The 20100-nt window shown below is 74.3% G+C and carries 21 protein-coding genes; 7 read left to right on the forward strand and 14 right to left on the reverse strand.

The window, feature by feature from the left end:
* Positions 1-92: 92 nt before the first annotated feature.
* The 3 genes from AB0L45_RS12515 to AB0L45_RS12525 all read right to left on the reverse strand — a co-directional run bounded on the left by AB0L45_RS12515 (position 93) and on the right by AB0L45_RS12525 (position 1547).
* A complete protein-coding gene (locus AB0L45_RS12515) occupies positions 93-617 on the reverse strand; it encodes an AMP-binding protein (protein ID WP_365838881.1) in 525 nt (174 codons plus the stop codon).
* Between the two features lie 11 nt (positions 618-628).
* Positions 629-1243, reverse strand: coding sequence for an RraA family protein (locus AB0L45_RS12520; RefSeq protein WP_365838883.1), 615 nt, complete (start codon positions 1241-1243; stop codon positions 629-631).
* 61 nt (positions 1244-1304) lie between these two features.
* Entirely contained in the window at positions 1305-1547 is a 243-nt protein-coding gene (locus AB0L45_RS12525) for a hypothetical protein (RefSeq protein ID WP_365838885.1), read from the reverse strand.
* Between the two features lie 197 nt (positions 1548-1744).
* Between AB0L45_RS12525 and AB0L45_RS12530 the strand changes: the two genes are divergently transcribed.
* Together AB0L45_RS12530 and AB0L45_RS12535 are read left to right on the forward strand one after the other, a co-directional pair.
* On the forward strand, positions 1745-2812 hold the full coding sequence (locus AB0L45_RS12530) for an LLM class flavin-dependent oxidoreductase (protein WP_365838887.1): 1068 nt from the start codon (positions 1745-1747) through the stop codon (positions 2810-2812).
* 98 nt (positions 2813-2910) lie between these two features.
* On the forward strand, positions 2911-3783 hold the full coding sequence (locus tag AB0L45_RS12535) for a nucleotidyltransferase domain-containing protein (RefSeq protein WP_365838889.1): 873 nt from the start codon (positions 2911-2913) through the stop codon (positions 3781-3783).
* Between the two features lie 49 nt (positions 3784-3832).
* Here the strand turns inward: AB0L45_RS12535 and AB0L45_RS12540 are convergent, their stop codons facing one another.
* Together AB0L45_RS12540 and AB0L45_RS12545 are read right to left on the reverse strand one after the other, a co-directional pair.
* Entirely contained in the window at positions 3833-4387 is a 555-nt protein-coding gene (locus AB0L45_RS12540; protein WP_365838891.1) for a methylated-DNA--[protein]-cysteine S-methyltransferase, read from the reverse strand.
* Positions 4388-4461: 74 nt separating this feature from the next.
* Complete coding sequence (locus AB0L45_RS12545; RefSeq protein ID WP_365838893.1) at positions 4462-5934, reverse strand: AlkA N-terminal domain-containing protein; 1473 nt, start codon at positions 5932-5934, stop codon at positions 4462-4464.
* A gap of 299 nt (positions 5935-6233) precedes the next feature.
* Here AB0L45_RS12545 and AB0L45_RS12550 point away from each other — a divergent pair, with 299 nt between their 5' ends.
* Positions 6234-7037, forward strand: coding sequence for a GNAT family N-acetyltransferase (locus tag AB0L45_RS12550; protein ID WP_365838895.1), 804 nt, complete (start codon positions 6234-6236; stop codon positions 7035-7037).
* Here the strand turns inward: AB0L45_RS12550 and AB0L45_RS12555 are convergent.
* From AB0L45_RS12555 to AB0L45_RS12565, 3 genes are all read right to left on the reverse strand, one after another.
* The gene (locus AB0L45_RS12555) at positions 7007-7528 is read right to left on the reverse strand and encodes an O-acetyl-ADP-ribose deacetylase (protein WP_365838897.1); all 522 of its coding nucleotides are present in this window, start codon (positions 7526-7528) and stop codon (positions 7007-7009) included. The genes AB0L45_RS12550 and AB0L45_RS12555 overlap by 31 nt on opposite strands.
* A 7-nt stretch (positions 7529-7535) precedes the next feature.
* On the reverse strand, positions 7536-8060 hold the full coding sequence (locus AB0L45_RS12560; RefSeq protein ID WP_365838899.1) for a GNAT family N-acetyltransferase: 525 nt from the start codon (positions 8058-8060) through the stop codon (positions 7536-7538).
* A gap of 79 nt (positions 8061-8139) precedes the next feature.
* The gene (locus AB0L45_RS12565) at positions 8140-8763 is read right to left on the reverse strand and encodes a TetR/AcrR family transcriptional regulator (RefSeq protein ID WP_365838901.1); all 624 of its coding nucleotides are present in this window, start codon (positions 8761-8763) and stop codon (positions 8140-8142) included.
* Positions 8764-8924: 161 nt separating this feature from the next.
* Here AB0L45_RS12565 and AB0L45_RS12570 point away from each other — a divergent pair, with 161 nt between their 5' ends.
* Together AB0L45_RS12570 and AB0L45_RS12575 are read left to right on the forward strand one after the other, a co-directional pair.
* Positions 8925-9551, forward strand: coding sequence for an MSMEG_1061 family FMN-dependent PPOX-type flavoprotein (locus AB0L45_RS12570; RefSeq protein ID WP_365838903.1), 627 nt, complete (start codon positions 8925-8927; stop codon positions 9549-9551).
* Positions 9552-9574: 23 nt separating this feature from the next.
* Positions 9575-10483 carry a PDR/VanB family oxidoreductase gene (locus tag AB0L45_RS12575; RefSeq protein WP_365838905.1) on the forward strand — a complete coding sequence of 303 codons (909 nt, stop codon included), beginning with the start codon at positions 9575-9577 and terminating at the stop codon, positions 10481-10483.
* A 57-nt stretch (positions 10484-10540) separates the two neighbouring features.
* Here the strand turns inward: AB0L45_RS12575 and AB0L45_RS12580 are convergent, their stop codons facing one another.
* From AB0L45_RS12580 to AB0L45_RS12595, 4 genes are all read right to left on the reverse strand, one after another.
* Entirely contained in the window at positions 10541-11326 is a 786-nt protein-coding gene (locus tag AB0L45_RS12580) for a metalloregulator ArsR/SmtB family transcription factor (protein WP_365838907.1), read from the reverse strand.
* A gap of 127 nt (positions 11327-11453) precedes the next feature.
* On the reverse strand, positions 11454-12863 hold the full coding sequence (locus AB0L45_RS12585) for an NAD(P)/FAD-dependent oxidoreductase (RefSeq protein ID WP_365838910.1): 1410 nt from the start codon (positions 12861-12863) through the stop codon (positions 11454-11456).
* A gap of 49 nt (positions 12864-12912) precedes the next feature.
* Positions 12913-13818: an inositol monophosphatase family protein gene (locus AB0L45_RS12590; RefSeq protein WP_365838912.1), complete on the reverse strand. Its 906-nt coding sequence runs from the start codon at positions 13816-13818 to the stop codon at positions 12913-12915.
* Between the two features lie 103 nt (positions 13819-13921).
* Positions 13922-15772, reverse strand: coding sequence for a gamma-glutamyltransferase (locus tag AB0L45_RS12595; RefSeq protein WP_365838913.1), 1851 nt, complete (start codon positions 15770-15772; stop codon positions 13922-13924).
* 164 nt (positions 15773-15936) lie between these two features.
* On the opposite strand from AB0L45_RS12595, the gene AB0L45_RS12600 reads away from it, so the two are divergent.
* Positions 15937-16704: a Sir2 family NAD-dependent protein deacetylase gene (locus AB0L45_RS12600; RefSeq protein WP_365838915.1), complete on the forward strand. Its 768-nt coding sequence runs from the start codon at positions 15937-15939 to the stop codon at positions 16702-16704.
* Positions 16705-16867: 163 nt separating this feature from the next.
* Positions 16868-17935, forward strand: coding sequence for a biotin/lipoate A/B protein ligase family protein (locus tag AB0L45_RS12605; RefSeq protein WP_365838917.1), 1068 nt, complete (start codon positions 16868-16870; stop codon positions 17933-17935).
* Between the two features lie 64 nt (positions 17936-17999).
* Here the strand turns inward: AB0L45_RS12605 and AB0L45_RS12610 are convergent, their stop codons facing one another.
* On the reverse strand, positions 18000-18701 hold the full coding sequence (locus AB0L45_RS12610; RefSeq protein ID WP_365838919.1) for a hypothetical protein: 702 nt from the start codon (positions 18699-18701) through the stop codon (positions 18000-18002).
* 281 nt (positions 18702-18982) lie between these two features.
* On the reverse strand, positions 18983-20089 hold the full coding sequence (locus AB0L45_RS12615; RefSeq protein ID WP_365838921.1) for an FAD-binding oxidoreductase: 1107 nt from the start codon (positions 20087-20089) through the stop codon (positions 18983-18985).
* Positions 20090-20100: the final 11 nt, after the last annotated feature.

Raw genomic sequence — 20100 nt, forward strand, 5'->3', positions numbered from 1 at the left:
GGGTGTCTCCATGAGCCGTGGGCCGTCGTCGGTCAGGACGGTCTCGGTGTGCGTGGGGCCGAACTCGACGCCCAGGACGTCCAGTACCGACGTCACATACGCTTCGTTTTCCGCCACCACCTCCGCCGGGAGGCCGGCGGGTGAGACGGGGCAGCGCCTCGCCGCAGAACAGGCTCCAGCGCAGTGTGGGCATGCTGCCCGGCCCGAGCCCACCGCGCTTGCGCAGGACGGCGGCCACGGAGGGCACCGAGAACCACACCGTTGATCCCGTTGCGCTCCAGGTACTTGCTGGGGGGCAGCAGCTCGATGGGCTCCACCGAGCAGAGGCGCGCGCCGTTCTCCCAGGCCATGAAGAGGTCGAAGACCGACAGGGCGAAGACCGACAGGGCGAAGACCGACAGGTCGAAGGTCTGGTCGAAGGTCTGGGTGAGCCGGTCGTCCGGGGTGAGCCGGTAGCGCTCCTGGTCGGCGTCGAGGAACGCCCGTACGTTGCCGTGGGTGACCGGGACGCCCTTCGGGGTGCCGGTGCTGCCCGACGTGAACAGCAGGTACGCGATGCCGCCGGCCGAGACCTCCGGCAGCCGTTCCAGCGGGGAAACCGTCCCGGGGTGCGCCACCGCGCCAGGTGTCAGCCGGTGAAGCCCGCGTCGTTCAGCGCCTTGTCGATCCGCGCGCGGTGGTCCTCCTCCCACATGTCGAGGGTCTCGCCGGCCTCTTTGGCCAGTTCGGCCTGGGCGGCGGTGAGGATTTCCGCCTGGCGGGCGGCGGGGGTGACGACGACGCCCTCCTCGTCGGCGACCACGATGTCACCGGGGTGCACCAGCACACCGCCGACGCGGGCCGGTTCACCGAGCGAGCCGAGCTTCTTCTTGGTGCCGGGAATCGGGATGACGCCACGCGCGAAGACCGGGAAACCGGCCTCGCGCACCTCACCGAGGTCCCGGATGACCCCGTCGACCACGAAGGCCGCGACGCCCCGGCGCTGGGCGACCGCGCACACGTTGCCGCCGGCCAGCGCGTGGTCCAGGTCGCCGGACTCCACGACGATCACCGAGCCCGGAGTGGCGCGGTAGATCGCGGCGTGCAGCATCAGGTTGTCGCCGGGCTCGCAGCGCACCGTGTACGCGGGGCCCGCGACGCGCGGCGCGTTCCACAGCGGGCGGATGCCGGTGTCCATGACCTGGCCGCGGCCCAGCAGATCGGCGAGGGTGGTCGGGGGAACGTTCTCGAATGCGTTGTCCATGGCTTCCTCTGTTCGGTCAGCGGCGGGCGGCCGCGTCCTTCTCCGACCTCACCGGCCCCCTCTACGCGGCCCGGCAGCCGGGAGTCCCGGCCGAGCCGCAGCCGCACTGCGCGCTCCTGGTGGCGAGGAGTTTCCCGACGAGACGGGTGCAGATCAAGGAGTCACCGATCCGCTCGGTGATCGCCCCGGTCTCGGCGGACACCGGCCGCTGCCCGCTGTGCCGGGCGAGCGCGGCCAGGCCCAGCAGCGTGTGTTCGGCGTTGCGCCGCTCGTGCTGCCGGACGGCCGGATCCGAGTGACACATCGCGGGACAGTCTTTCTGTGGTCCTTACAGATTGTTTGAGCCGGACCATTTGATCCACGTTGCGAGGCATTCCTCAACACGGAAAGAGTAAAGAGACCGCCTGCAACGCTGAGCGCCGTTCCCGCGCCCGCCGCCCGTCCGGTGCCGTCCGCCACCGCTCTTGACTTCAAGGCCGCTTGAGGTTGCATCGTCGGCGCATGACGTTCTTCCCGGACACGGCGGTACCGCCGGGCCGCCTTGCGGTGGGCGTGGTGCTGCCGTCCCGTGCCGTGCGGCGCGCCCAGCGGCTCGGTCTCGCGGCGGCCGCCCGGCACGCCGAGCAGGCCGGACTCGACCTCGTCTCGCACCGGCACCGGCCGGCCCCCGGCGAGCCGCCGCCGGACGCCGCGGCGGCACTGGCGGCGGTGGCCGCGGCGACCGACCACATCACCGTCGTCAGCGAGGCGTGCGCGCCGCGCCTCCCGTCACCGGACCGGACCGCCGAGCAGCTGGCGGGCCTCCAGCGCATCGCGCACGGGCGGCTGGTCCTGGGCGTCGGGGCGGACAGCGGGCCCACGCCACGAGCGGCCGCCGGCATCCCGTACGAGCCGCATGGCCCGTATGACCTGTGTAGCCCGCATAACCCGTACGACCCGTACGACCCGTACGACCCGCATGACCCGTACGACCCGTACGACCTGCATGTCCCGTATGACCCGCATGACCCGCATGAGGAGCGTGAACGCCGGACCGACGCGGTGCTGCGGCTGCTGCCCCGGATGCTCGCGGGTGAGCGGGTGCCACCGCCGTACGCGTACGGGCCGGGGTGCGCGCCGGCGGCCCCGGCGGCCGCCGTGCGGGTGCCGCCGGTCTGGATCGCCGGCGGCACGCACGCCGCGGTGCGGCGCGCCGCGCTTCTGGGTGACGGCTGGTTCCCCTCGCCGGCTCCGGCTGCCGAAGTGGCCGAGGGCACCGTGCACTTGGCGGAACTCACCGCCGCACTCGGCCGCAAGCCCCCGGTCGTCGCCGTGGGCGCCGTCGCCGCACTCGGTACGGAACCGGGCCTCCCCGGCCGCGCGGACATCGCGGCGGGTCTCGCCGAAGCCCACGGCGCCCCGGCCGGACGCTATGCGGAGGTGCCGGTGACCGGCGGCGCCCGGGAGGCCGCGGAACGCCTGCACAGCTACTGCGGAGCGGGCGTCAGCCGTGTCCTGGTGGGTTTCGCGGGCGGGGACTGGCGGCGTCAGGTGGAGTTGCTGGCGGAGGTGCGGGACCTGGTGCGCTGAGCGCCCGGGCCTGCTGAGCGCAACTCCGGCCAGGGCCACGGCCGTCACTCCCGACGCCCTCCGCCTGCGGCGTCATGGGGCCCGCCTACGCTGCCCTCATGGACAACACAGCAACCGACAGCACCGGTACGCCTCATTCCTGGGAGGACGACTGGACGGTGCGCGCGGCCGCCGCCCTCACCGAGGTGCCCGGCGTCGTCGGCGTGACACTCGGAGGCAGCCGGGCCCGCGGCACCCACCGGCCGGACTCCGACTGGGACTTGGGGGTCTATTACCGCGGCGAGGTCGGCGTGGCGGCGCTCGCGGAACTGGCTGCCGAGCTGACCGGGGCGCCGGTGGAGATCCACCCGCCGGGCGCGTGGGGCGCGTGGGTCGACGGGGGCGCCTGGCTGGTGCTGCCGGACGGCCGGCACGTGGACTGGATCCTGCGGGACGCCGACCGGGTGGAACGGGTGTGGCGGGAGTGCCAGGCGGGGCGGTACGAGATCGGTGCCCAGGTGGGCCACCCGCTGGGCTTCTGGTCTCCGGCGTACCCGGGGGAACTGGCCCTGTCACGGGTGCTCGCCGATCCCACCGGCCGTCTCGGCCGCCTCAAGGAGGAGCTGCGGGAGTACCCGGAGCCGCTGCGTGCCGCGCTGACCGGTACGGCGGTGTGGGACGCCGGATTCTCCCTGGCCATGGCGGGCAAGTCCCAGGTGTCCGCGGACACCTTGCACGCGGCGCTGTGCCTGGCCCGGGCGGTGGGTGACCTGACGCAAGCGCTGCACGCCCACCACCGGACCTGGTGCATCAACGAGAAAGGCGCGCTCGCCGCTGCCGCCGCGCTGCCCGGCGCACCGCCCGGGTTCGCGGAGCGGGCGGGTGCGGTGCTGGGCGCCATCGGCCGTACGGGTACGGAGTTGGCGCGGTCGCTGAAGGCGGCGGAGGTGCTGGTCGCGGAGGTGCGGGCGGTGGTGGGGAGCGGCGGCTGAACGGCCGGGGCCCGCCCGCGGGCCCTCCGGTCGTCGAGAGCAGCACGGACTACGCCCGCTCCGGCCCGGAGCCGCCCCGTTCGAAGGCCAGCAGGCGGCGCTTGCGGTCGAGGCCGCCGCCGTACCCCGTGAGGCTGCCGCTCGCGCCGATGACGCGGTGGCAGGGGATGATGATGCCGATCGGGTTCCTGCCGTTGGCCAGACCCACCGCGCGGGCGGCGGAGGGCTTGCCGAGGCGGCCGGCGAGCTGCCCGTACGAGAGGGTGCCGCCGTACGGGATCTCGCACAGGGCGGCCCAGACGCGGCGCTGGAAGGGCGTGCCCCGGGGCGCCAGGGGCAGGTCGAAGGCGGTGCGGGTGCCGTCGAAGTAGGCGCGCAGCTGCTGTACGGCCGCGGCGAACGGCGGGGCCGCCAGGTCCTCCGGCGGGCCGAAGGACTCCTGCGGCGGGCGGTGGCGCTGGTCGGTCATGTAGAGCCCGGCGAGGGCGTCCCCGTCGGCGACGAGGGTCAGCGGGCCGTAGGGGGTGTCGGGGAGGACGGCGTGGCAGCGGGCGGGACTGCCGGGGCCGGAAGCGGGTACGGGGGCGGGAGCGGGAAGGGGCATGGGGCGCCTCGGTCGGTCGGGGTGGGCGGTCGGATCGGCGGAGGAGGTCGGACGGCAGGGTCCGGCGGTGCGGATCAGCCGGTCGGGAGGTGGTTGACGGGGTGGTCGTCGGTGGCCCACAGGTACTGGACGGCGTACGCGCGCCACGGGCGCCAGCGCGCCGAGTGCCGTATCAGCGCCGCCGGGGTGGCCGGTAGCCCGAGGCCGGCGGCGGCGCGGCGCAGGCCCAGGTCGGTGGGGGTGAACGCGTCGGGGTCGCCGAGGGCGCGCATGGCGATGCACTCGACGGTCCAGGGGCCCACGCCGGGCAGCTCCGCGAGCTGGGCGCGGGCCCGCTCGCGGTCGCTGCCGACGCCGAGCTGTACGGTGCCGGCGGCGAGGGCCTCGGTCATCGCGGTGAGGGTCGCGCGCCGGGTGCGCGGCATGGCGAGCGTCTCGGGGTCCAGCCCGGCCAGTTCGGCGGCGGCCGGGAAGAGGTGGGTCAGGCCGCCCGCCGGGTCGTCGATCCTCCGGCCGTGCGCGGTGACCAGCCGGCCCGCGTGCGTGCGGGCCGCGGCGGTGGACACCTGCTGGCCCAGTACGGCCCGTACCGCGAACTCGTCCGCGTCCGCGGTGCGCGGCACCCGCCGTCCCGGCGCCTTGCGGACGAGCGGGGCGAGGACGGGATCCTCACCGAGCAGGCCGTCGACCGCCTCCGGGTCGGCGTCCAGGTCGAGCATCCGGCGGCAGCGGGCGATGGCCCCGGCCAGATCGCGCAGGTCGGTGAGGGACAGCCGGCAGTCGATGTGGCCGGGGCGCGGGGACAGGGCGACGATGCCGTGCCCGTACGGGAGCGCGAGGGTGCGCCGGTACGCGCCGTCCCGCCACTCCTCCACGCCCGGTACGGCGGTCGCGGCCAGGTGGCCGAAGAGGTTGTCCGGGCACAGCGGCTGCCGGAAGGGGAGCCGCAGGGCGAGCGCGCCGGGCAGGGCCGCGGCGGCCCCCGGCCGGGCGCGCCGCCGCAGCTCGGTGGGGGCGAGCGCGAACACCTCCCGTACCGTGTCGTTGAAGGTGCGGATGCTGGCGAACCCGGCGGCGAACGCCACGTCGGCCATGGGCAGTTCGGTGGTCTCGACGAGCAGCCGCGCGGTCTGGGCGCGCTGCGCGCGGGCCAGGGCCAGCGGCCCGGCGCCGAGCTCGGCCAGCAGCTGCCGCTCGACCTGGCGGGTGCTGTAGCCGAGCCGGGCGGCCAGGCCCGGTACGCCTTCGCGGTCCACGACGCCGTCGGCGATCAGCCGCATGGCGCGCGCCACGAGGTCGGCGCGCTCGTCCCACTGCGGTGAACCGGGGCTGGCGTCCGGGCGGCACCGCTTGCAGGCGCGGTAGCCGGCCTGCTGCGCCGCGGCGGCGCTCGGGTAGAAGGTCATGTTCTCGGGCTTGGGCGGCACCACCGGGCAGCTGGGACGACAGTAGATACGCGTGGTGCGCACCGCCGTGTAGAACCAGCCGTCGAACCTGGCGTCCTTGGACTGTACGGCGCGCAGACAGCGCTCGAAGTCGGTGTGCATGACTCCAGGATCCGGCAGCCGCGCGGACGGGGCTGGCGGATTTGCGACATCAGCGTCCGGTGACCAGGGACGGCCCGGTGGCCGGGCGGGCCCCGGACCGGCACCGCGCGGGGTGGCATACGGCACCCCGCGAGAATTTGCGCCGGGCCGGGGGCGGTGTGCGAGAGTTGACCACCCGGTCGGCCGGGCGCGCACGGGTGCGCAGCCGCTGCCGGGGCCCCTCCTTCAGACGAACGGTTCCGGCCGCGCCTCCGGCGTGTCCGGAGTCGTTCCCCTCCCTACGTCCTTTCCAGAGAGTGATGCAGGCAACGACTCTTCTTCCCCGGACCGAGGACCTGTTCACCCAGGGCCTGGAGCTCCAGGAGGGTGCCGCCCTCCTGCGTTTCGGCGCCGCGCGGCAGCGGCCCGCCGACCGGAGCAGTTGGTGCAACACCGGTGCTGTCGCCTGGCTCGACGCCGCGCGCGGGCACGTGTGGAGCGTCGGCGAGGCGGATGCCGCCGCCGGTCTCGTGCTGCGTGCCGCACAGGGCTTCCCCGACCAGGTACGGGAGTTCACCGGGCCGCGGGGCACCGAGACGCTGGTCGGCCGGCACCTGGCGGTGACCGACGTGGTCGAGTGGATCTTCCGCTGGACGCTGGAGGAACCGCCCGTCCACCCGGCGGAGGACCGGGTGGTCGCGCTCGACGAGAGCCACCACGGGGAACTGCTCGCCTTCCTCAACGAGCACAGCCCGGCCCACTCGACCGGCCCCGGCTCCGCGGACGTCAGCCTCTGGGCCGGTATCCGCGGCGCGGACGGGCGGCTGGTGGCGTGCGGCGCGATGAGCAGCCTGCGGGACAGCGGCGCACCGCTGATGGCGTCCGTCGCCACCGACGCCGCCCAGCGCGGCCAGGGCCTCGGCGCGGCGCTGACCTCGTGGCTGACCCGGCACACCGTACGGCGGCACGGCTTCTGCACCCTGTGGCAGCTCGCCGACAACGCGCCCGCCGAACGGCTCTACACCCGGCTCGGGTACCGCAACGAGGACCCGTGCGTCTCGGCACGGTTCGCCGGGCACCGAGAGCCTGCCGGTCAGTCCACCTGCGCGGCGAACGCCGCGTAGGCCCGCTCGTCGAACAGCACGAACCGCACCTCCGCCACGGCCGTCCGCGCGGCCCGTACCGTCTCCACGGCGATACGGGCCGCGTCGTCCAGGGGCCAGCGGTAGACCCCGGTGGAGATCGCCGGGAAGGCGACGGTGCGGGCGCCCAGCTCGTCGGCGACCCGCAGCGACTCGCGGTAGCAGGAGGCGAGCAGGCCGGAGCGGTCCTCGGACTGCGACCGGACGGGGCCGACGGTGTGGATCACCCAGCGGGCCGGCAGCCGGCCCGCCGTGGTCGCCACGGCCTGCCCGGTGGCCAGGCCCTTGCCGTAGTGCGAGGCGCGCAGCGCGCGGCACTCGGCCAGGATCTCGGGGCCGCCGCGCCGGTGGATCGCGCCGTCCACTCCCCCGCCGCCCAGCAGTGAGGAGTTGGCGGCGTTCACGACGGCGTCGACCGTCTGCTCGGTGATGTCGCCCTGCACGAGCGTGAGGGTGAGCTGGTGCGCGGTCATACGGGCATCATGCCCTGTCCCCCGCACCGGCCGCTGCGGCGGCAGGCCACCTGATCTCGAAGTACTTCACCCGCTCGTCCTCCCCCACCAGCCGCATCCCGGCGGCGGCCATGACGTGCTGGGACGCGGTGTTGCCGTGGTCGGCGTCGCCCTTCACGCAGGTGATGCCGTGGTCTTCGGCGAGGCGCAGCAGCCCGCGCAGGGCCTCGGCGGCGTAGCCGTGACCGCGTGCCTCGGGGACCAGGCCGTAGCCGATCGGCACGCTGCCGTCCGCGCCGGGCGGCCGGTTGAAGCCGAGGCTGCCGATGACCAGCCCGTCCGCCCGGCGGCGTATCTCGTAGTCACCGAACGGCCGCGGGTCGCCGGTGGCCGCGCAGTGGTTCAGGAAGTCGGCCGCGGATTCCACGTCCCCGTCCGTCGGGTATCCGGGCGCCCACCGGTCCCCGGCCGCCGGGGTGCGCGCCACCAGCCGCCGCGCCTCGGCGGGGCTGAGAGGGTGGAGCACCAGCCGTGCCGTCTGCAGATCGCTCATGCAGGGGGAGTATCACGCGCGGTGCGCGGGGCGCACGGGATTTTCCTGCCGGGGCCCGGCACGGTGAGCGTCCGTACCGTCAGCGGGCCGTCATGAGGTAGCCGGTGAGCATGGCGACGAGTTCGTTCTCGAACCGGGTGATGTCTATGGGGTCCGGTGCGGCGATGAGCTGGTGGACGACGAGTTCGGTGGTGGCCACGACGAGCCGGGCGGCGGTGTGCGTGTCCGCGACGCGGACCTGCGGATGGCGCTCGAGGAGCTGCTGGATGAAGGCGACCCGCGCCCGGTGGTCCCGGGCGATCCGGTCGAGCAGTTCGGGGGTGCGGGGGCCCTGCTCGGCCATGACGCGGAGCAGCTGCGGATCGTCCAGGTGGTTGTCGATGGAGGCGCGTACGAAGAGCCGGACGGTCTCCTCGATGGAGTCCGGCAGCTGTCCGCCCAGCCGGTCGGCGACGGTGGCGGCTCCGGCGTCCAGGTGCCGGACCAGCAGCTCCACCAGGATGGCGTCCTTGTTCGGGTAGTACTGGTACAGCGAGCCGATGGACACCTGGGCCCGCTCGGCGATGCGGTTGGTGGTCCCCGCGGCGTAGCCGTACTCGGCGAAAACGTGAGCAGCGGCGGTGAGGATGCGCTGCCGGGTGGCCTCGGCACGGGCCTGGCGGGGCTGTTTACGCGGCTGGAGCCCGCGGCGGTCGGCTGTCACGACGCCTCCTGGACGGCCCCTCGAATGCGAGTGGCAAAGACCTGAGCAATTACTCACAATGATGGCATGAGCTGCGGCGGAGCGGTTCTCACCACTGCCGTGAGGGGCCGCTGCCGCTGCCTGTGCCCGTCCGCCGTGCCGCCTTCCCGTAAGGAGCCTTCATGACGCACACCCTGGCCCGCCCCCGGCGGCTGTCCCTGGACGAGGTCCGCGCCCGGCTCGGCGAACCCGAAACCATGCTGGAGAACAAGAAGATCGACCACATCGACGCGTTCTCCCGCCGCTTCATCGCGCACTCGCCCTTCCTGTCGCTGGCCACGGCGGACGCGGCAGGGCGGGCCGACTGCTCGCCGCGCGGCGACTACCCGGGGTTCGTGAAGGTCCTCGACCCCCACACGCTCGCGATACCGGACCGGCCGGGCAACCGGATCGCCGACTCGTTCCGCAACATCGCGGAGAACGACGGGGTCGGGCTGCTCTTCCTGGTCCCCGGCATGCGCGAGACGCTGCGGGTCAACGGGCACGCCTACCCCACCGACGAGCCCGACGTGCTCGCCCGGATGCGCACCGAGGCCAAGGCGCCGGTCCTGGCCATCATCGTCGAGGTCGCCGAGGCGTACTTCCACTGCGGGCGCGCGCTGCTGCGGTCCCGGCTGTGGGATCCGGCGAGCCAAGCCCTCGCCGACGAACTGCCGTCGGCCGGTGAGATCGCCGCAGCGCAGTTCGGCTCCTTCGCCCCTGAGCAGTTCGACGCGGTCCTCGAAGAGGCCTACCGGAAGCTCTACTGACCGCTCAGGAAAGGGAATCACCGATGCAGCGGACCCTTCTCGACCGCATCGAACCGCTCACCGAGGACGTCGTCTCCCTCGTCCTGCGCGGCACCGACGGCCCTCTTGCGCCCTGGGAGCCGGGCGCCCATGTCGATGTGGCCCTGCCGAACTGGCTGACCCGGCAGTACTCCCTGTGCGGGGATCCCGCGGACCGCGAGACCTACCGCGTCGCCGTACGGCACGACCCGCTCAGCCGCGGCGGCTCGGAGTACATCCACCGTTTCCTGCGCCCGGGCCGCACGCTCGACGTGTCGCTGCCGCGCAACCACTTCCCCCTGCTGCCCGCGCCGGGCTATCTCTTCCTCGCCGGCGGGATCGGCGTCACTCCCGTCCTGCCGATGCTGCGCGCGGCGACCGCGGCGGGCGTACCGGCGTCGCTGGTGTACGTGGGTCCTTCGGCCGACGCCATGCCGTTCGCCGGTGAACTGCGCGCCGCCTACGGGGACGCCGTACGCCTCGTCACCACCCGGGAGCACGGCAGGCCGGACTTCGGCGCACTGGCCGCGGGGCTGGCGCCCGGCACGCTGGTCTACTGCTGCGGACCGGCCTCCATGCTCGCGGCGGCCGAGGCCGCCTTCCCTGCCGGGCAGCTGCGCGCCGAGCGGTTCCAGCCGCTGCCCAAGGCGTTCGGCCCCGACACGGCGTTCGAGGCCGCGTGCGCCCGGTCGGGGCGTACGGTCCAGGTGGACGCCGACGAGTCGCTGCTGGACGCCCTGAACCACGCCGGGCACGCCCTGCCCTCCGGGTGCCGTGAAGGCGTCTGCGGCAGTTGCGAGATCACCGTTCTCGGCGGGGAGGTCGAGCACCGGGACGACATCGGCGCCCCCGAGGGCCGGATGTACGCCTGTGTGTCCCGGGCGCTGGGGCCGCGGCTGGTGCTGGATCTGTGAGCCGCGCCCGGCAGAGCGCTGCGCGGGAGTGCCCGGGCGCGGTCAGGGCACCGGCTCTCAGGCCTTTTCGAGGATCGTCTTCAGCTCGGACAGCATCATGGTCCAGCCGCCGCTGACGCCTTCGAGCATCTTGGAGTCGGCCGAGGTGAAGCCGTCGTGGGTGATGGTCAGCTTGACGCCCAGTTCCGGCTCCTCGGCCGGCTCGATGTCGAAGGCGACCTTCGAGCGCTCCTTGACCGCCTCGGCGAACTCCGCGTCGCTCATGCCGAACATCTCCTGGTGCATCGGCTGCAGCGTGTGCCAGGTGTAGGCGAGCCGCTTGCCGGGCTCCGACTCGGTGACGACCTGGCCGAGGTCCTGCGGCTCGCCGCCGTCCTCGACCGGCCACAGCACCTTCGAGCCGGCCTGCCAGTCGGAGGAGGGCGCCCAGCCGCCGTGGTACTGCTTCAGGAACTCCGGGCTGGTCAGCCCCTCCCAGAGCTTCTCGGGCGTGGTGTGGATGTAGATCGTGTAGACGAACTCGGGCTTGCTCATCGCCGTTCCTTCCAGGGCGTGCTTCAGGTTGCCGAGCGCGGCCATCCGGCCGCGCTCGTACTGGCCGATCCAGCGGTCGGCGAGTTCGTGGATGGGTACGGGGTTGAGGTAGTGCAGCCTCTCCCGGCCGTGCCGGACCACCGTGACCAGGCCCGCGCCCTCCAGCACCGCCAGGTGCTTGGACACCGCCTGCCTGGTCATCTCCAGCCCCGCGCACAGCTCACGCAGACTCTGCCCGGACCGCTTGTTCAGCCGGTCCAGCAGCCGCCTGCGGTGTGCGTCCGCGAGCGCCTTGAACACCTCGTCCATGTCGTCCGACCCCCTCACCACCAGATTGGCAACCGCAAGGTTGCATGTCAAGCCGACACACAGTGACCCGGTGGCGCGGGAAAGGTGTCGCGCGACGGCGTTCCGGCGTGGGCGGCTCGCGCCCAGGTCAGCGGGTCGGCCGGAGCCGGGACCAGACCGCCCGCGCCGCGTGGTGGCCGGACATGCCGTGCACGCCGGGCCCGGGCGGGGTGGACTGGGAGCACAGGAAGACCGCCGGGTGGGCGGTGGCGTACGGGACGCGGGCCAGTTTCGGGCGCACGACCAGGCCGAGGCCCGCGGCGGAACCGGCGCAGATGTCGCCGCCGACGTAGTTCGCGTTGCGGGCGGCCAGCTGGGGCGGGCCGGCGACGGCACGGGCCAGTACCAGGTCGCGGAACCCGGGTGCGAAGCGCTCCAGTTGGCGCTCCACCGCTTCCGTGGCGTCGCCCTCCCAGCCGTTCGGGACGTGCCCGTACACCCAGAAGGTGTGCTTGCCCTCGGGGGCGCGGGTGGGGTCGATCAGACTGGGCTGCGAGGTGATCAGGAACGGTACGGACGGGGCGCGGCCGTCGGCGGCGGCGCGCAGCGCGGTGCCGATCTCGCCGCTGGTCGGCCCGAGGTGCACGGTGCCCGCCCGGCGGGCCGCGGCCGAGGTCCACGGCACCGGCCCGGACAGCGCGTAATCGATCTTGAAGACGCCGGGGCCGTACCGCACGCCGCGGTAGGCGTTGCCGAGCCCCGCGATCCGGGCCAGGGCGGTCGGCGAGGTGTCGAAGACGTACGCACGGGCCGGGGGCAGGTCGTCCAGCCGCTTGACCTCGTACCCCGTGTGCAGCACACCGCCGTGCCGGCGCAGCAGCGCGGCCAGCGCGTCGGGGATCGCCTGGGAGCCGCCGCGCGGGACCGGCCAGCCGTTCGCGTGCGCGGCGAGGGCGAACATGACGGCGGCGCCGCCGGTGCCGGGGCTGCTGAGCGGCGCGATGACGTGCGCGGCGAGCCCGGCGAACAGGCCGCGCGCCTTCTGGTCCCGGAAGCGCCGGCTGAGCAGGGCGGCCGGCTGGGCCGCGGCCAGGCCGAACCGGGCGTACGTCACCGGGTCGCGCGGCAGGCCGAGCCACTGGGTGCGCAGGAAGTCCGCGGCGAGGGTGTCCCACTTGCCGAGGAAGGGCGCGAGCAGGCGCCGGTAGGCCCCGGCGTCGTGCACACCGAGGGACATCGCCGTCTCGCCGACGGAACGGGCGAGCACCGCGGCGGTGCCGTCGGGGAAGGGGTGGGCCAGCGGGAGGTCGGGGTGCAGCCACTGCAGGCCGTACCGCTCCAGGTCCATGGCGGCGAAGGCGGGTGAGCCCGCGGCGAGCGGGTGCACCGCCGAGCAGGGGTCGTGCCGGAAGCCGGGGAGGGTCAGCTCCTCCGTACGGGCGCCGCCGCCGATGGTGGCGTGGGCCTCGAAGACCTCGACGGACATGCCGCGGCGGGCCAGTTCGACGGCCGCGGTCAGCCCGTTGGGGCCCGCCCCGATCACCACGGCATCGAGCATCGTCGGCACCTGCGCCACTCCCCTCGTGTGCGACCCTCGCCGTTGAGGATCAGTTGGCGGCCGCCAGCAGTCCGAGGATACGCCGGGCGGTCGTCTCGTCCCGCGCCGCGGTGAAGGGCAGCGCGTTGCCGCCGCCGACACGGAACGGCTCGCCCGCGACCGTGCCGCTCGCCCCGCCGGTCTCGTGCACCAGCAGCAGCCCGGCCGCGTGGTCCCAGGCGTTCTCCCAGCTGAAGGCGACGGCGTCCAGCTCGCCCTGCGCGATGTGCAGGTACTCCAGGCCCGCCGAGCCGCAGGGGCGCGGCGCGATGCCGTCGGTCTCCAGGGCCGCCAGCACCCGCTTCTGCTCGTCGGTGGTGAAGTCGTAGTGCGATATCGCCACGTCCAGCACCGCGCCGGGCACCGGGGGCGCCGGGCGCAGCGGCTCCCCGTTCAGCTCGGCGCCGGCGCCGCGGCGGGCGGTGGCCATCAGGTCCAGGGCGGGCGCGTACGTCCAGGAGGCCAGCAGCTCGCCGCGGAGCGCCAGGGTGACGAGCGTGGCGAAGCCCGGATCGCCGTGCACGAACTGGCGGGTGCCGTCGACCGGGTCGACGATCCACACCGGCGCGTCGCCGTGCAGCGCTCCGAGCACGGCCGGGTCGGCGTGCACCGCCTCCTCGCCGACCACCAGCGAGCCGGGCAGCAGGCTCGTCAGATCGGCGGTCAGCCGCTCCTCGGCCAGCCGGTCGGCGACCGTGACGAGGTCGTGCGGGCCGTTCTTCTCCAGCACCTCGTGGACGGCGAGCTGCCGGAACCGTGGCATGATCTCGGCCGCCGCGGCCTTGCGTACGGCGTCCTCGACCGCTGCCGTGCCGATCGCCCGCAGCACCCCGTCCGCCGTGTGCGCCGCGGCGCCGGCCGCCGCGCCCGTCCCGTCCGTCGTGACTCCCGTATCCGTACGCATTGCTTCGATCATGACTCCATCGAACCACGCCCCACTGACACGGGGCCTGGACAGGAGGTGAACTCCGGATGCCGGAGCCGGGCCGGGGCCCGCTCCCGCCGTCCCGCCCCGTCTCCTACCGTCCCACCGCGTACCCCTGCATCCCCCGCGGGTTCGCCGCGGCCGAGAGCACGCCGGTCTCCGGATCCCGCGCCACCGCCGACAGCCGCCCCTCCGACCAGGCGTCGCCGACCGTCACCGCGTGTCCGCGCCGCCGCAGCTCCCCGATCACCTCGTCCCCGACACGGGACTCGACGGTGACGCTGCCCGGCCGCATGGCACGCGGGAAGAAGGACCCGGGGAAAGAGTCGGTGTGCCAGTTGGGGGCGTCGATGGCGCCCTGGAGGTCGAGGCCGCCGCGTACAGGGGCACGCAGGGCCGCCGCCAGGAGGAAGTGCAGCTGCCACTGGTCCTGCTGGTCGCCGCCGGGGGTGCCGAAGGCCATCACGGGCACGCCGCCGCGCAGCGCCAGGGAGGGCGTGAGGGTGGTGCGCGGACGGCGCCCCGGCGTGAGGGTGTTGGGCAGCCCCTCCTCCAGCCAGGCCATCTGGAGGCGCGTTCCCAGGGGGAAGCCGAGCGCGGGGACCACCGGGTTGGACTGGAGCCAGCCGCCGGAGGGCGTCGCCGAGACCATGTTGCCCCAGCGGTCCACGATGTCGATGTGGCAGGTGTCGCCGCGTGTGGCGCCGCTCCGGTCGACCTCGGGCGCGATGACCGGAGCCGCGCCGGGGGTGCCGGGCGTGGCCACGGTGGGCTCACCCGCGCCCCGGCCCGCGGCGCCCGGCACCGCGGCCGCCGCTTCCCCCGCCGCGACGGCCAGCGCGTGCTTGCTCAGCCGGGGCGTACGGCCGTCCGGGCTGCCGGGCCGCAGCTCGTACGAGGCGCGCTCGCCGATCAGCGCGCGCCGCGCCGCGTTGTACTCCTCGCTCAGCAGCGTGCCGACCGGCACCTCGGCCGCGTCGCCGTACCAGGCCTCGCGGTCGGCCATGGCCAGCTTGCAGCCCTCGATCAGCAGATGGACGTACTCGGCGCTCCCGTACCCGGGCAGTTCCGGCGGCAGCAGCGCCAGTTGCTGGAGCAGGGCCGGCCCCTGCGACCAGCCGCCCGCCTTCGCCACCGTCCAGCCGTTCCAGTCGTACGTGACCGGGTCCTCGTACGTGGCGGAGAACGCCGCCAGATCGTCGCCCGTGAGGGTGCCGGCGTGCCGCTCACCGGAGGTGTCCATGGCGGGACGGGCCGCGAAGGCGGCCAGCGCCTCGCCGATGAAGCCCTCGCGCCAGATCCGCCGGGCGGCGTCGATCTGCGCCTCCCGGCCCGCCGACGCGGCCTCGGCCTCACTGATCAGACGGCGCCAGGTGGCCGCCAGCGGCCGGTTGCGCAGCAGCCCGCCGGGGGCGACCGGCCGCCCTTCGGGCAGGTAGATCTCGGCGGACGATATCCACTCCGTCTCGAACAGCTCCCGTACCGTCGCCACCGTCTCGCCCACCCGCTCCACGGCCGGGTGCCCGTACTCCGCGTAGCCGACGGCGTACTTGAGCACCTCCGCCAGGGACTTGGTGCCGTGGTCCCGGAGCAGCAGCATCCACGCGTCGAAGGCACCGGGCACGGCCGCGGCGAGCGGGCCCGTACCGGGCACCAGTGTGAGCCCGAGCGAGGTGTAGTGCGCCACGCTCGCCCCGGCAGGCGCCGGTCCCTGGCCGCAGAGCACCCGCACCGGCCCTCCTGCGGGCGCGAGGATGACCGGCACCTCGCCCGCCGGCCCGTTCAGATGCGGCTCGACCACGTGCAGCACGAACCCGGCGGCCACCGCCGCGTCGAAGGCGTTCCCGCCGTCCTCCAGCACGGCCATCGCCGACTGGGAGGCCAGCCAGTGCGTGGTCGCGGCCATGCCGAAGGTTCCCTGGAGGGTCGGGCGGGTGGTGAACACGGTTCTCCTCGCATCGTGCGCACGGTTGGTCGGTCTCTTTCCGCCTCTCCCCCGTACCGCCTCCGGAAATGCCCGCTGCGGGACTCTTCCTGATCACATTCGCCGGGCAGCGCGCTGTCCGAAAGCCGTTCGCCGCTCCGGCCGCCCGTCCGTAGGCTCCCCGCATGACCGCTACCGATCCCGCCCGCCCCAGCGCCCACGACGCCGCCCGGCAGCCCCTGGTGGCCATCCTCAGCGGGGCCGGCACCTCCACCGACTCCGGCATCCCGGACTACCGCGGCCCCCAGGGGGTGTGGCGGCAGGATCCCGAGGCGGAGAAGCTCGTGACGTACGCGTACTACATGAAGGACCCGGAGATCCGGCGCCGCGCCTGGAAGGTACGGCAGGACAGCCCGGCGCTGCGGGCCCGGCCGAACGCGGCCCACGAGGCGATCGCCCGGCTGGAGCGCTCCGGTGTGCCGGTCCGGGTCATCACGCAGAACGTCGACGGGCTGCACCAGCTCGCCGGTGTCCCGGACCGCAAGGTCCTGGAACTGCACGGTACGGGCCGCTTCGTCGTCTGCACCCGCTGCCACGCCCGGTCGCCGATGTCCGAGGCCCTGGCGCGGGTGGCCGCGGGCGACCCGGACCCGGCGTGCACGGTGTGCGGCGGCATCCTGAAGTCGGCGACGGTGATGTTCGGTGAGCGGCTCGACCCGGAGGTGCTCGGTGCGGCGATGGGCGTGGCGAAGGCCGCCGACGTGTTCATCGCGGTGGGTACGAGCCTCCAGGTGCAGCCCGCGGCCTCGCTCGTGGGGCTGGCCGCCGAGCACGGCGCCCGGCTGATCATCATGAACGCGGAGCCCACCCCGTACGACGGCCTGGCCGCGGAAACGATACGCACTCCCATCGGCACCGCCCTCCCCGCCCTCCTCGCCACTCTCATGCCCTGAAACCCCGAGCCCTGAGAAGCCCGGGCTCCGGCACCAGGCGCCCCGGCTCCTTCGGCGAAAAGGCCTCCCGAACCGCCCCCTTTGCCAGGAATGCCACCGGCAGCGCTACGGTGGTCCCGGTTGCCGGCCGGGCGGCCGGAACGGAACAGCGGGAGGACACGCCGTGCAGGGCAAGCACCACGGTGAGTACAAGGTGCCGGGCGGCAAGCTGGTGGTCGTCGACCTCGACGTGACGGACGGCGCGCTGCGCGACGTACGGGTCGCGGGAGACTTCTTCCTGGAACCGGACGAGGCCCTCGGAGCCATCAACGCGGCGCTGGAGGGGGCGCCGGCCGACACCGACGCGGCGGGGCTCACCGCACGGATCGAGGCGGCGCTCCCGCCGGGCACCGTGATGTACGGCCTCACGGCAGAAGGAGTCGCGGTTTCCGTGCGCCGGGCCCTGGCGCAGGCCACGGACTGGACGGACTACGACTGGCAGCTCATCCACGAGCCACCGCAGTCCCCCGCCCTCCACATGGCCCTCGACCAGGTGCTCACCGAGGAGGTCGCGGCCGGCCGCCGCGCTCCCACGCTCCGCGTCTGGGAGTGGGGCGCCCCGGCCGTCATCATCGGCAGCTTCCAGTCCCTTCGCAACGAGGTGGACCCCGAGGGGGCGGCGCGGCACGGAGTCACCGTGGTGCGGCGGATGTCCGGTGGCGGGGCCATGTTCGTGGAGGCCGAGAACACCATCACGTACTCCCTTTCGGTCCCGGCCTCCCTCGTCTCCGGACTGTCGTTCGCCGACTCCTACGCCTACCTCGACGACTGGGTCCTGAACGCGCTCGGTGACATGGGCATCAAAGCCTGGTACCAGCCCCTGAACGACATCACCTCCAAGGAAGGCAAAATCGCCGGCGCCGCGCAGAAACGGCTCGCCGGCGGCAACGGCGCCGTACTGCACCACGTGACCATGTCGTACGACATCGACGCCGACAAGATGCTCGACGTGCTGCGCATCGGCAAGGAGAAGATGTCCGACAAGGGCACCAAGAGCGCGAAGAAGCGCGTCGACCCCCTACGCCGCCAGACCGGCCTGCCCCGCAGCGAGGTCATCGACCGCATGCTCACCTCCTTCCGCGCCCGCTACGGCCTCACGCAGGGACACGTCACGGACGAGGAGATGGCCCGCGCCGAGGAACTGGCCCTCACCAAGTACAGCAACGAGGAATGGACCGCGAGGGTGCCGTAGCGGCGGCGCCCGTAGCAGCGCTCCAGCCTCTCCCCTGAGCAGGAACCGCCGGCCCCTCAGCCGCTCACGCCGCCGTCCCCAGCCGGAAGCGGGCCGCTACCTCGTCCGCGAGGTCGCCGGCCGGGCGGGCGCCGTCCATGGTGATCACTGTGTTCCCGTGGGCGGCGGCCTGGCGGCGGACCTCGGCGTCCCAGAGTGCGTCGCGGGCCAGTCGTTTGGCCAGGGTGGCTTCCGGGGCGCGGCTGCCCCAGCTGACCAGGGACCGCACCGGGACGCTGCGGCGGGCGCGCAGTGCCGCCATCCGGAACTCCGGTGTGGGGAGCAGGAAGACCGCCTGGTCGGGACGGGTGAGCAGGGGGGCGATCTGGCGCGGCAGGTTGCCGAACCAGTCCACCAGGACGGGCCGGTCGGTGGGCATCGCGAGGAGGTCCTCGACCTCGAAGGCGAAGGTCTCGGCGACCACGCGCTGCGCGAAGCCGCACGCCTCGTCGGGGCTGCGGCTGTCCCACAGGGAGCCGGGCGGCTCGTCGCGGGCGGCGTGGAAGTGCGGGTGCTCCCGCGGGCTGCAGCGGGGCAGCCAGGTGTGCTGGGCCAGGTCACCGCGGTAGATCAGGGCGCCGTGGCGCCGGGCCAGGATTATCGCCAGCGTACTCTTGCCCGCTCCGGTGCCGCCGGCGATCCACCGCACGTGGGAAAGCCGGCCGGGCGGCACCGTCGTCGTACGGATACCGGGACCGCAGGGTGACTCCGTCGGGGGGCGCCTCATACGGTCCATGGTCCTCGTACCGGCCCTGCCTCTCCAAGGCCGCCCCGTATGGGGAGCATCAGGAGTGGGCAAAGAGTTGGCCGGGACGGATGAGTCGGTGCGCGCCCCCGCGCGCCTCCGCGCGTTCTGTGCGCCCCCTCCGGGACCGTGCGCCGGGCCGGCGCACCGGACCGCAGGGTTCGAGGCCCCGGTTGCGGCGCAGGGCACGGGGGCGGCGTACGGCGTCGGGCCCGGCCCCGGTTCAGCGAACGGGCCGTACGGTGCCAGGCCCGGCCCCCTGTTCAGCGCACCGGATCGTACGCCGTCAGGTCCAGCCCCGGGTCGCCGCCCGTCGCGAGCAGTGCGGCGATCCGGCCGGCCCACGGGCCTGCGGTCAGGCCGTTCGGGCCCAGGCCGTCGGCGACGATCAGGCCGGGCGCCCCCGGGACACGGCCCAGCAGTGGCCGGCTGTCCGGGCCGACGGGCCGGAAGCCCACGCGCGTCTCCAGGTGGGTGGCGTCCGCCAGTCCGGGGGCGACGGCCAGTGCCTCGGTCAGCAGCTCGGCCAGGCCCGCGGCCGTCACCCGGTGGTCGAATCCGGTGCCGGGCTCCCGGGTCGCGCCCGCCGCGATCCGGGAGCCGTCGAAGGGGACGAGGTAGTGCCGGCCGGCTCCGGGCACGACGACGGGCCAGTGCCCGGTGTCCGCGCCGGGCAGCGAGAGGTGGACGATCTGGCCGCGCTCCGGTGCGACCCGTACGGTGACGCCGGCCGGCGCCAGCAGCTCCGGCGCCCAGGCCCCGGCCGCGACGACGACCGCGTCCGCCGCGATGTGTTCGCCGTCCACCTCGATGCCGGTGACGCGGTCCCCCGTACGCAGCAGCGCCGCGCGTCCGGGGCGCAGTACGACGCCCCGCAGCCGCGCCTGGCGCAGCAGCGCGTCGCGCAGCCGGCCGCCGTCGACGCGTGCGCCGGCGGCGATGCGTACGGCCCGCCGGCCGGGGCCGAGCGGCGGGAACAGTGCCCGCGCCTCGGACTCGCCGAGCAGGTCCACCTCGCCGGTGTCCGCGGCGTCGCGCCGCCGTTCGACCACCCGTCGGCGGATGCGGTCCAGTTCCGCGTCGTCGGCGGCCAGGGCGAGCGCGCCGACGGCCCGGTACCCGACGCCGCGCTCCCCCGCCTCGGCGAGTTCGGCGACCAGCCCGGGGTAGTACCGGGCGCCCTCCGCGACGGCGCGGAACCAGTCCGCGTCGCCGTGTGCGGAGGCCCAGGGGCAGATGATGCCCGCGCCGGCCGCGGTCGCCTCGCCCGGCTGGGCGCGCCCGGCCAGCACCACGTCCGCGCCGAGCCCGGCCGCGTGCCAGGCGGTGCTCGCGCCCACGATGCCCGAACCGATCACGGCGACGCGCATGCCCGTCTCCC

Source organism: Streptomyces sp. NPDC052496, assembly GCF_040679095.1.
In the GTDB taxonomy this organism is placed as follows: domain Bacteria; phylum Actinomycetota; class Actinomycetes; order Streptomycetales; family Streptomycetaceae; genus Streptomyces.

Excerpts from the sequence above, each read along its gene's own strand:
- AB0L45_RS12535 (WP_365838889.1), top strand. The coding sequence starts at position 2,911 with ATGGACAACACAGCAACCGACAGCACCGGTACGCCTCATTCCTGGGAG.
- AB0L45_RS12585 (WP_365838910.1), bottom strand. The coding sequence starts at position 12,863 with ATGCTCGATGCCGTGGTGATCGGGGCGGGCCCCAACGGGCTGACCGCG.
- AB0L45_RS12575 (WP_365838905.1), top strand. The coding sequence starts at position 9,575 with ATGCAGCGGACCCTTCTCGACCGCATCGAACCGCTCACCGAGGACGTC.
- AB0L45_RS12590 (WP_365838912.1), bottom strand. The coding sequence starts at position 13,818 with ATGATCGAAGCAATGCGTACGGATACGGGAGTCACGACGGACGGGACG.
- AB0L45_RS12555 (WP_365838897.1), bottom strand. The coding sequence starts at position 7,528 with ATGACCGCGCACCAGCTCACCCTCACGCTCGTGCAGGGCGACATCACC.
- AB0L45_RS12560 (WP_365838899.1), bottom strand. The coding sequence starts at position 8,060 with ATGAGCGATCTGCAGACGGCACGGCTGGTGCTCCACCCTCTCAGCCCC.
- AB0L45_RS12615 (WP_365838921.1), bottom strand. The coding sequence starts at position 20,089 with ATGCGCGTCGCCGTGATCGGTTCGGGCATCGTGGGCGCGAGCACCGCC.
- AB0L45_RS12530 (WP_365838887.1), top strand. The coding sequence starts at position 1,745 with ATGACGTTCTTCCCGGACACGGCGGTACCGCCGGGCCGCCTTGCGGTG.
- AB0L45_RS12580 (WP_365838907.1), bottom strand. The coding sequence starts at position 11,326 with ATGGACGAGGTGTTCAAGGCGCTCGCGGACGCACACCGCAGGCGGCTG.
- AB0L45_RS12550 (WP_365838895.1), top strand. The coding sequence starts at position 6,234 with ATGCAGGCAACGACTCTTCTTCCCCGGACCGAGGACCTGTTCACCCAG.
- AB0L45_RS12570 (WP_365838903.1), top strand. The coding sequence starts at position 8,925 with ATGACGCACACCCTGGCCCGCCCCCGGCGGCTGTCCCTGGACGAGGTC.
- AB0L45_RS12520 (WP_365838883.1), bottom strand. The coding sequence starts at position 1,243 with ATGGACAACGCATTCGAGAACGTTCCCCCGACCACCCTCGCCGATCTG.
- AB0L45_RS12610 (WP_365838919.1), bottom strand. The coding sequence starts at position 18,701 with ATGAGGCGCCCCCCGACGGAGTCACCCTGCGGTCCCGGTATCCGTACG.
- AB0L45_RS12600 (WP_365838915.1), top strand. The coding sequence starts at position 15,937 with ATGACCGCTACCGATCCCGCCCGCCCCAGCGCCCACGACGCCGCCCGG.
- AB0L45_RS12540 (WP_365838891.1), bottom strand. The coding sequence starts at position 4,387 with ATGCCCCTTCCCGCTCCCGCCCCCGTACCCGCTTCCGGCCCCGGCAGT.
- AB0L45_RS12525 (WP_365838885.1), bottom strand. The coding sequence starts at position 1,547 with ATGTGTCACTCGGATCCGGCCGTCCGGCAGCACGAGCGGCGCAACGCC.
- AB0L45_RS12545 (WP_365838893.1), bottom strand. The coding sequence starts at position 5,934 with ATGCACACCGACTTCGAGCGCTGTCTGCGCGCCGTACAGTCCAAGGAC.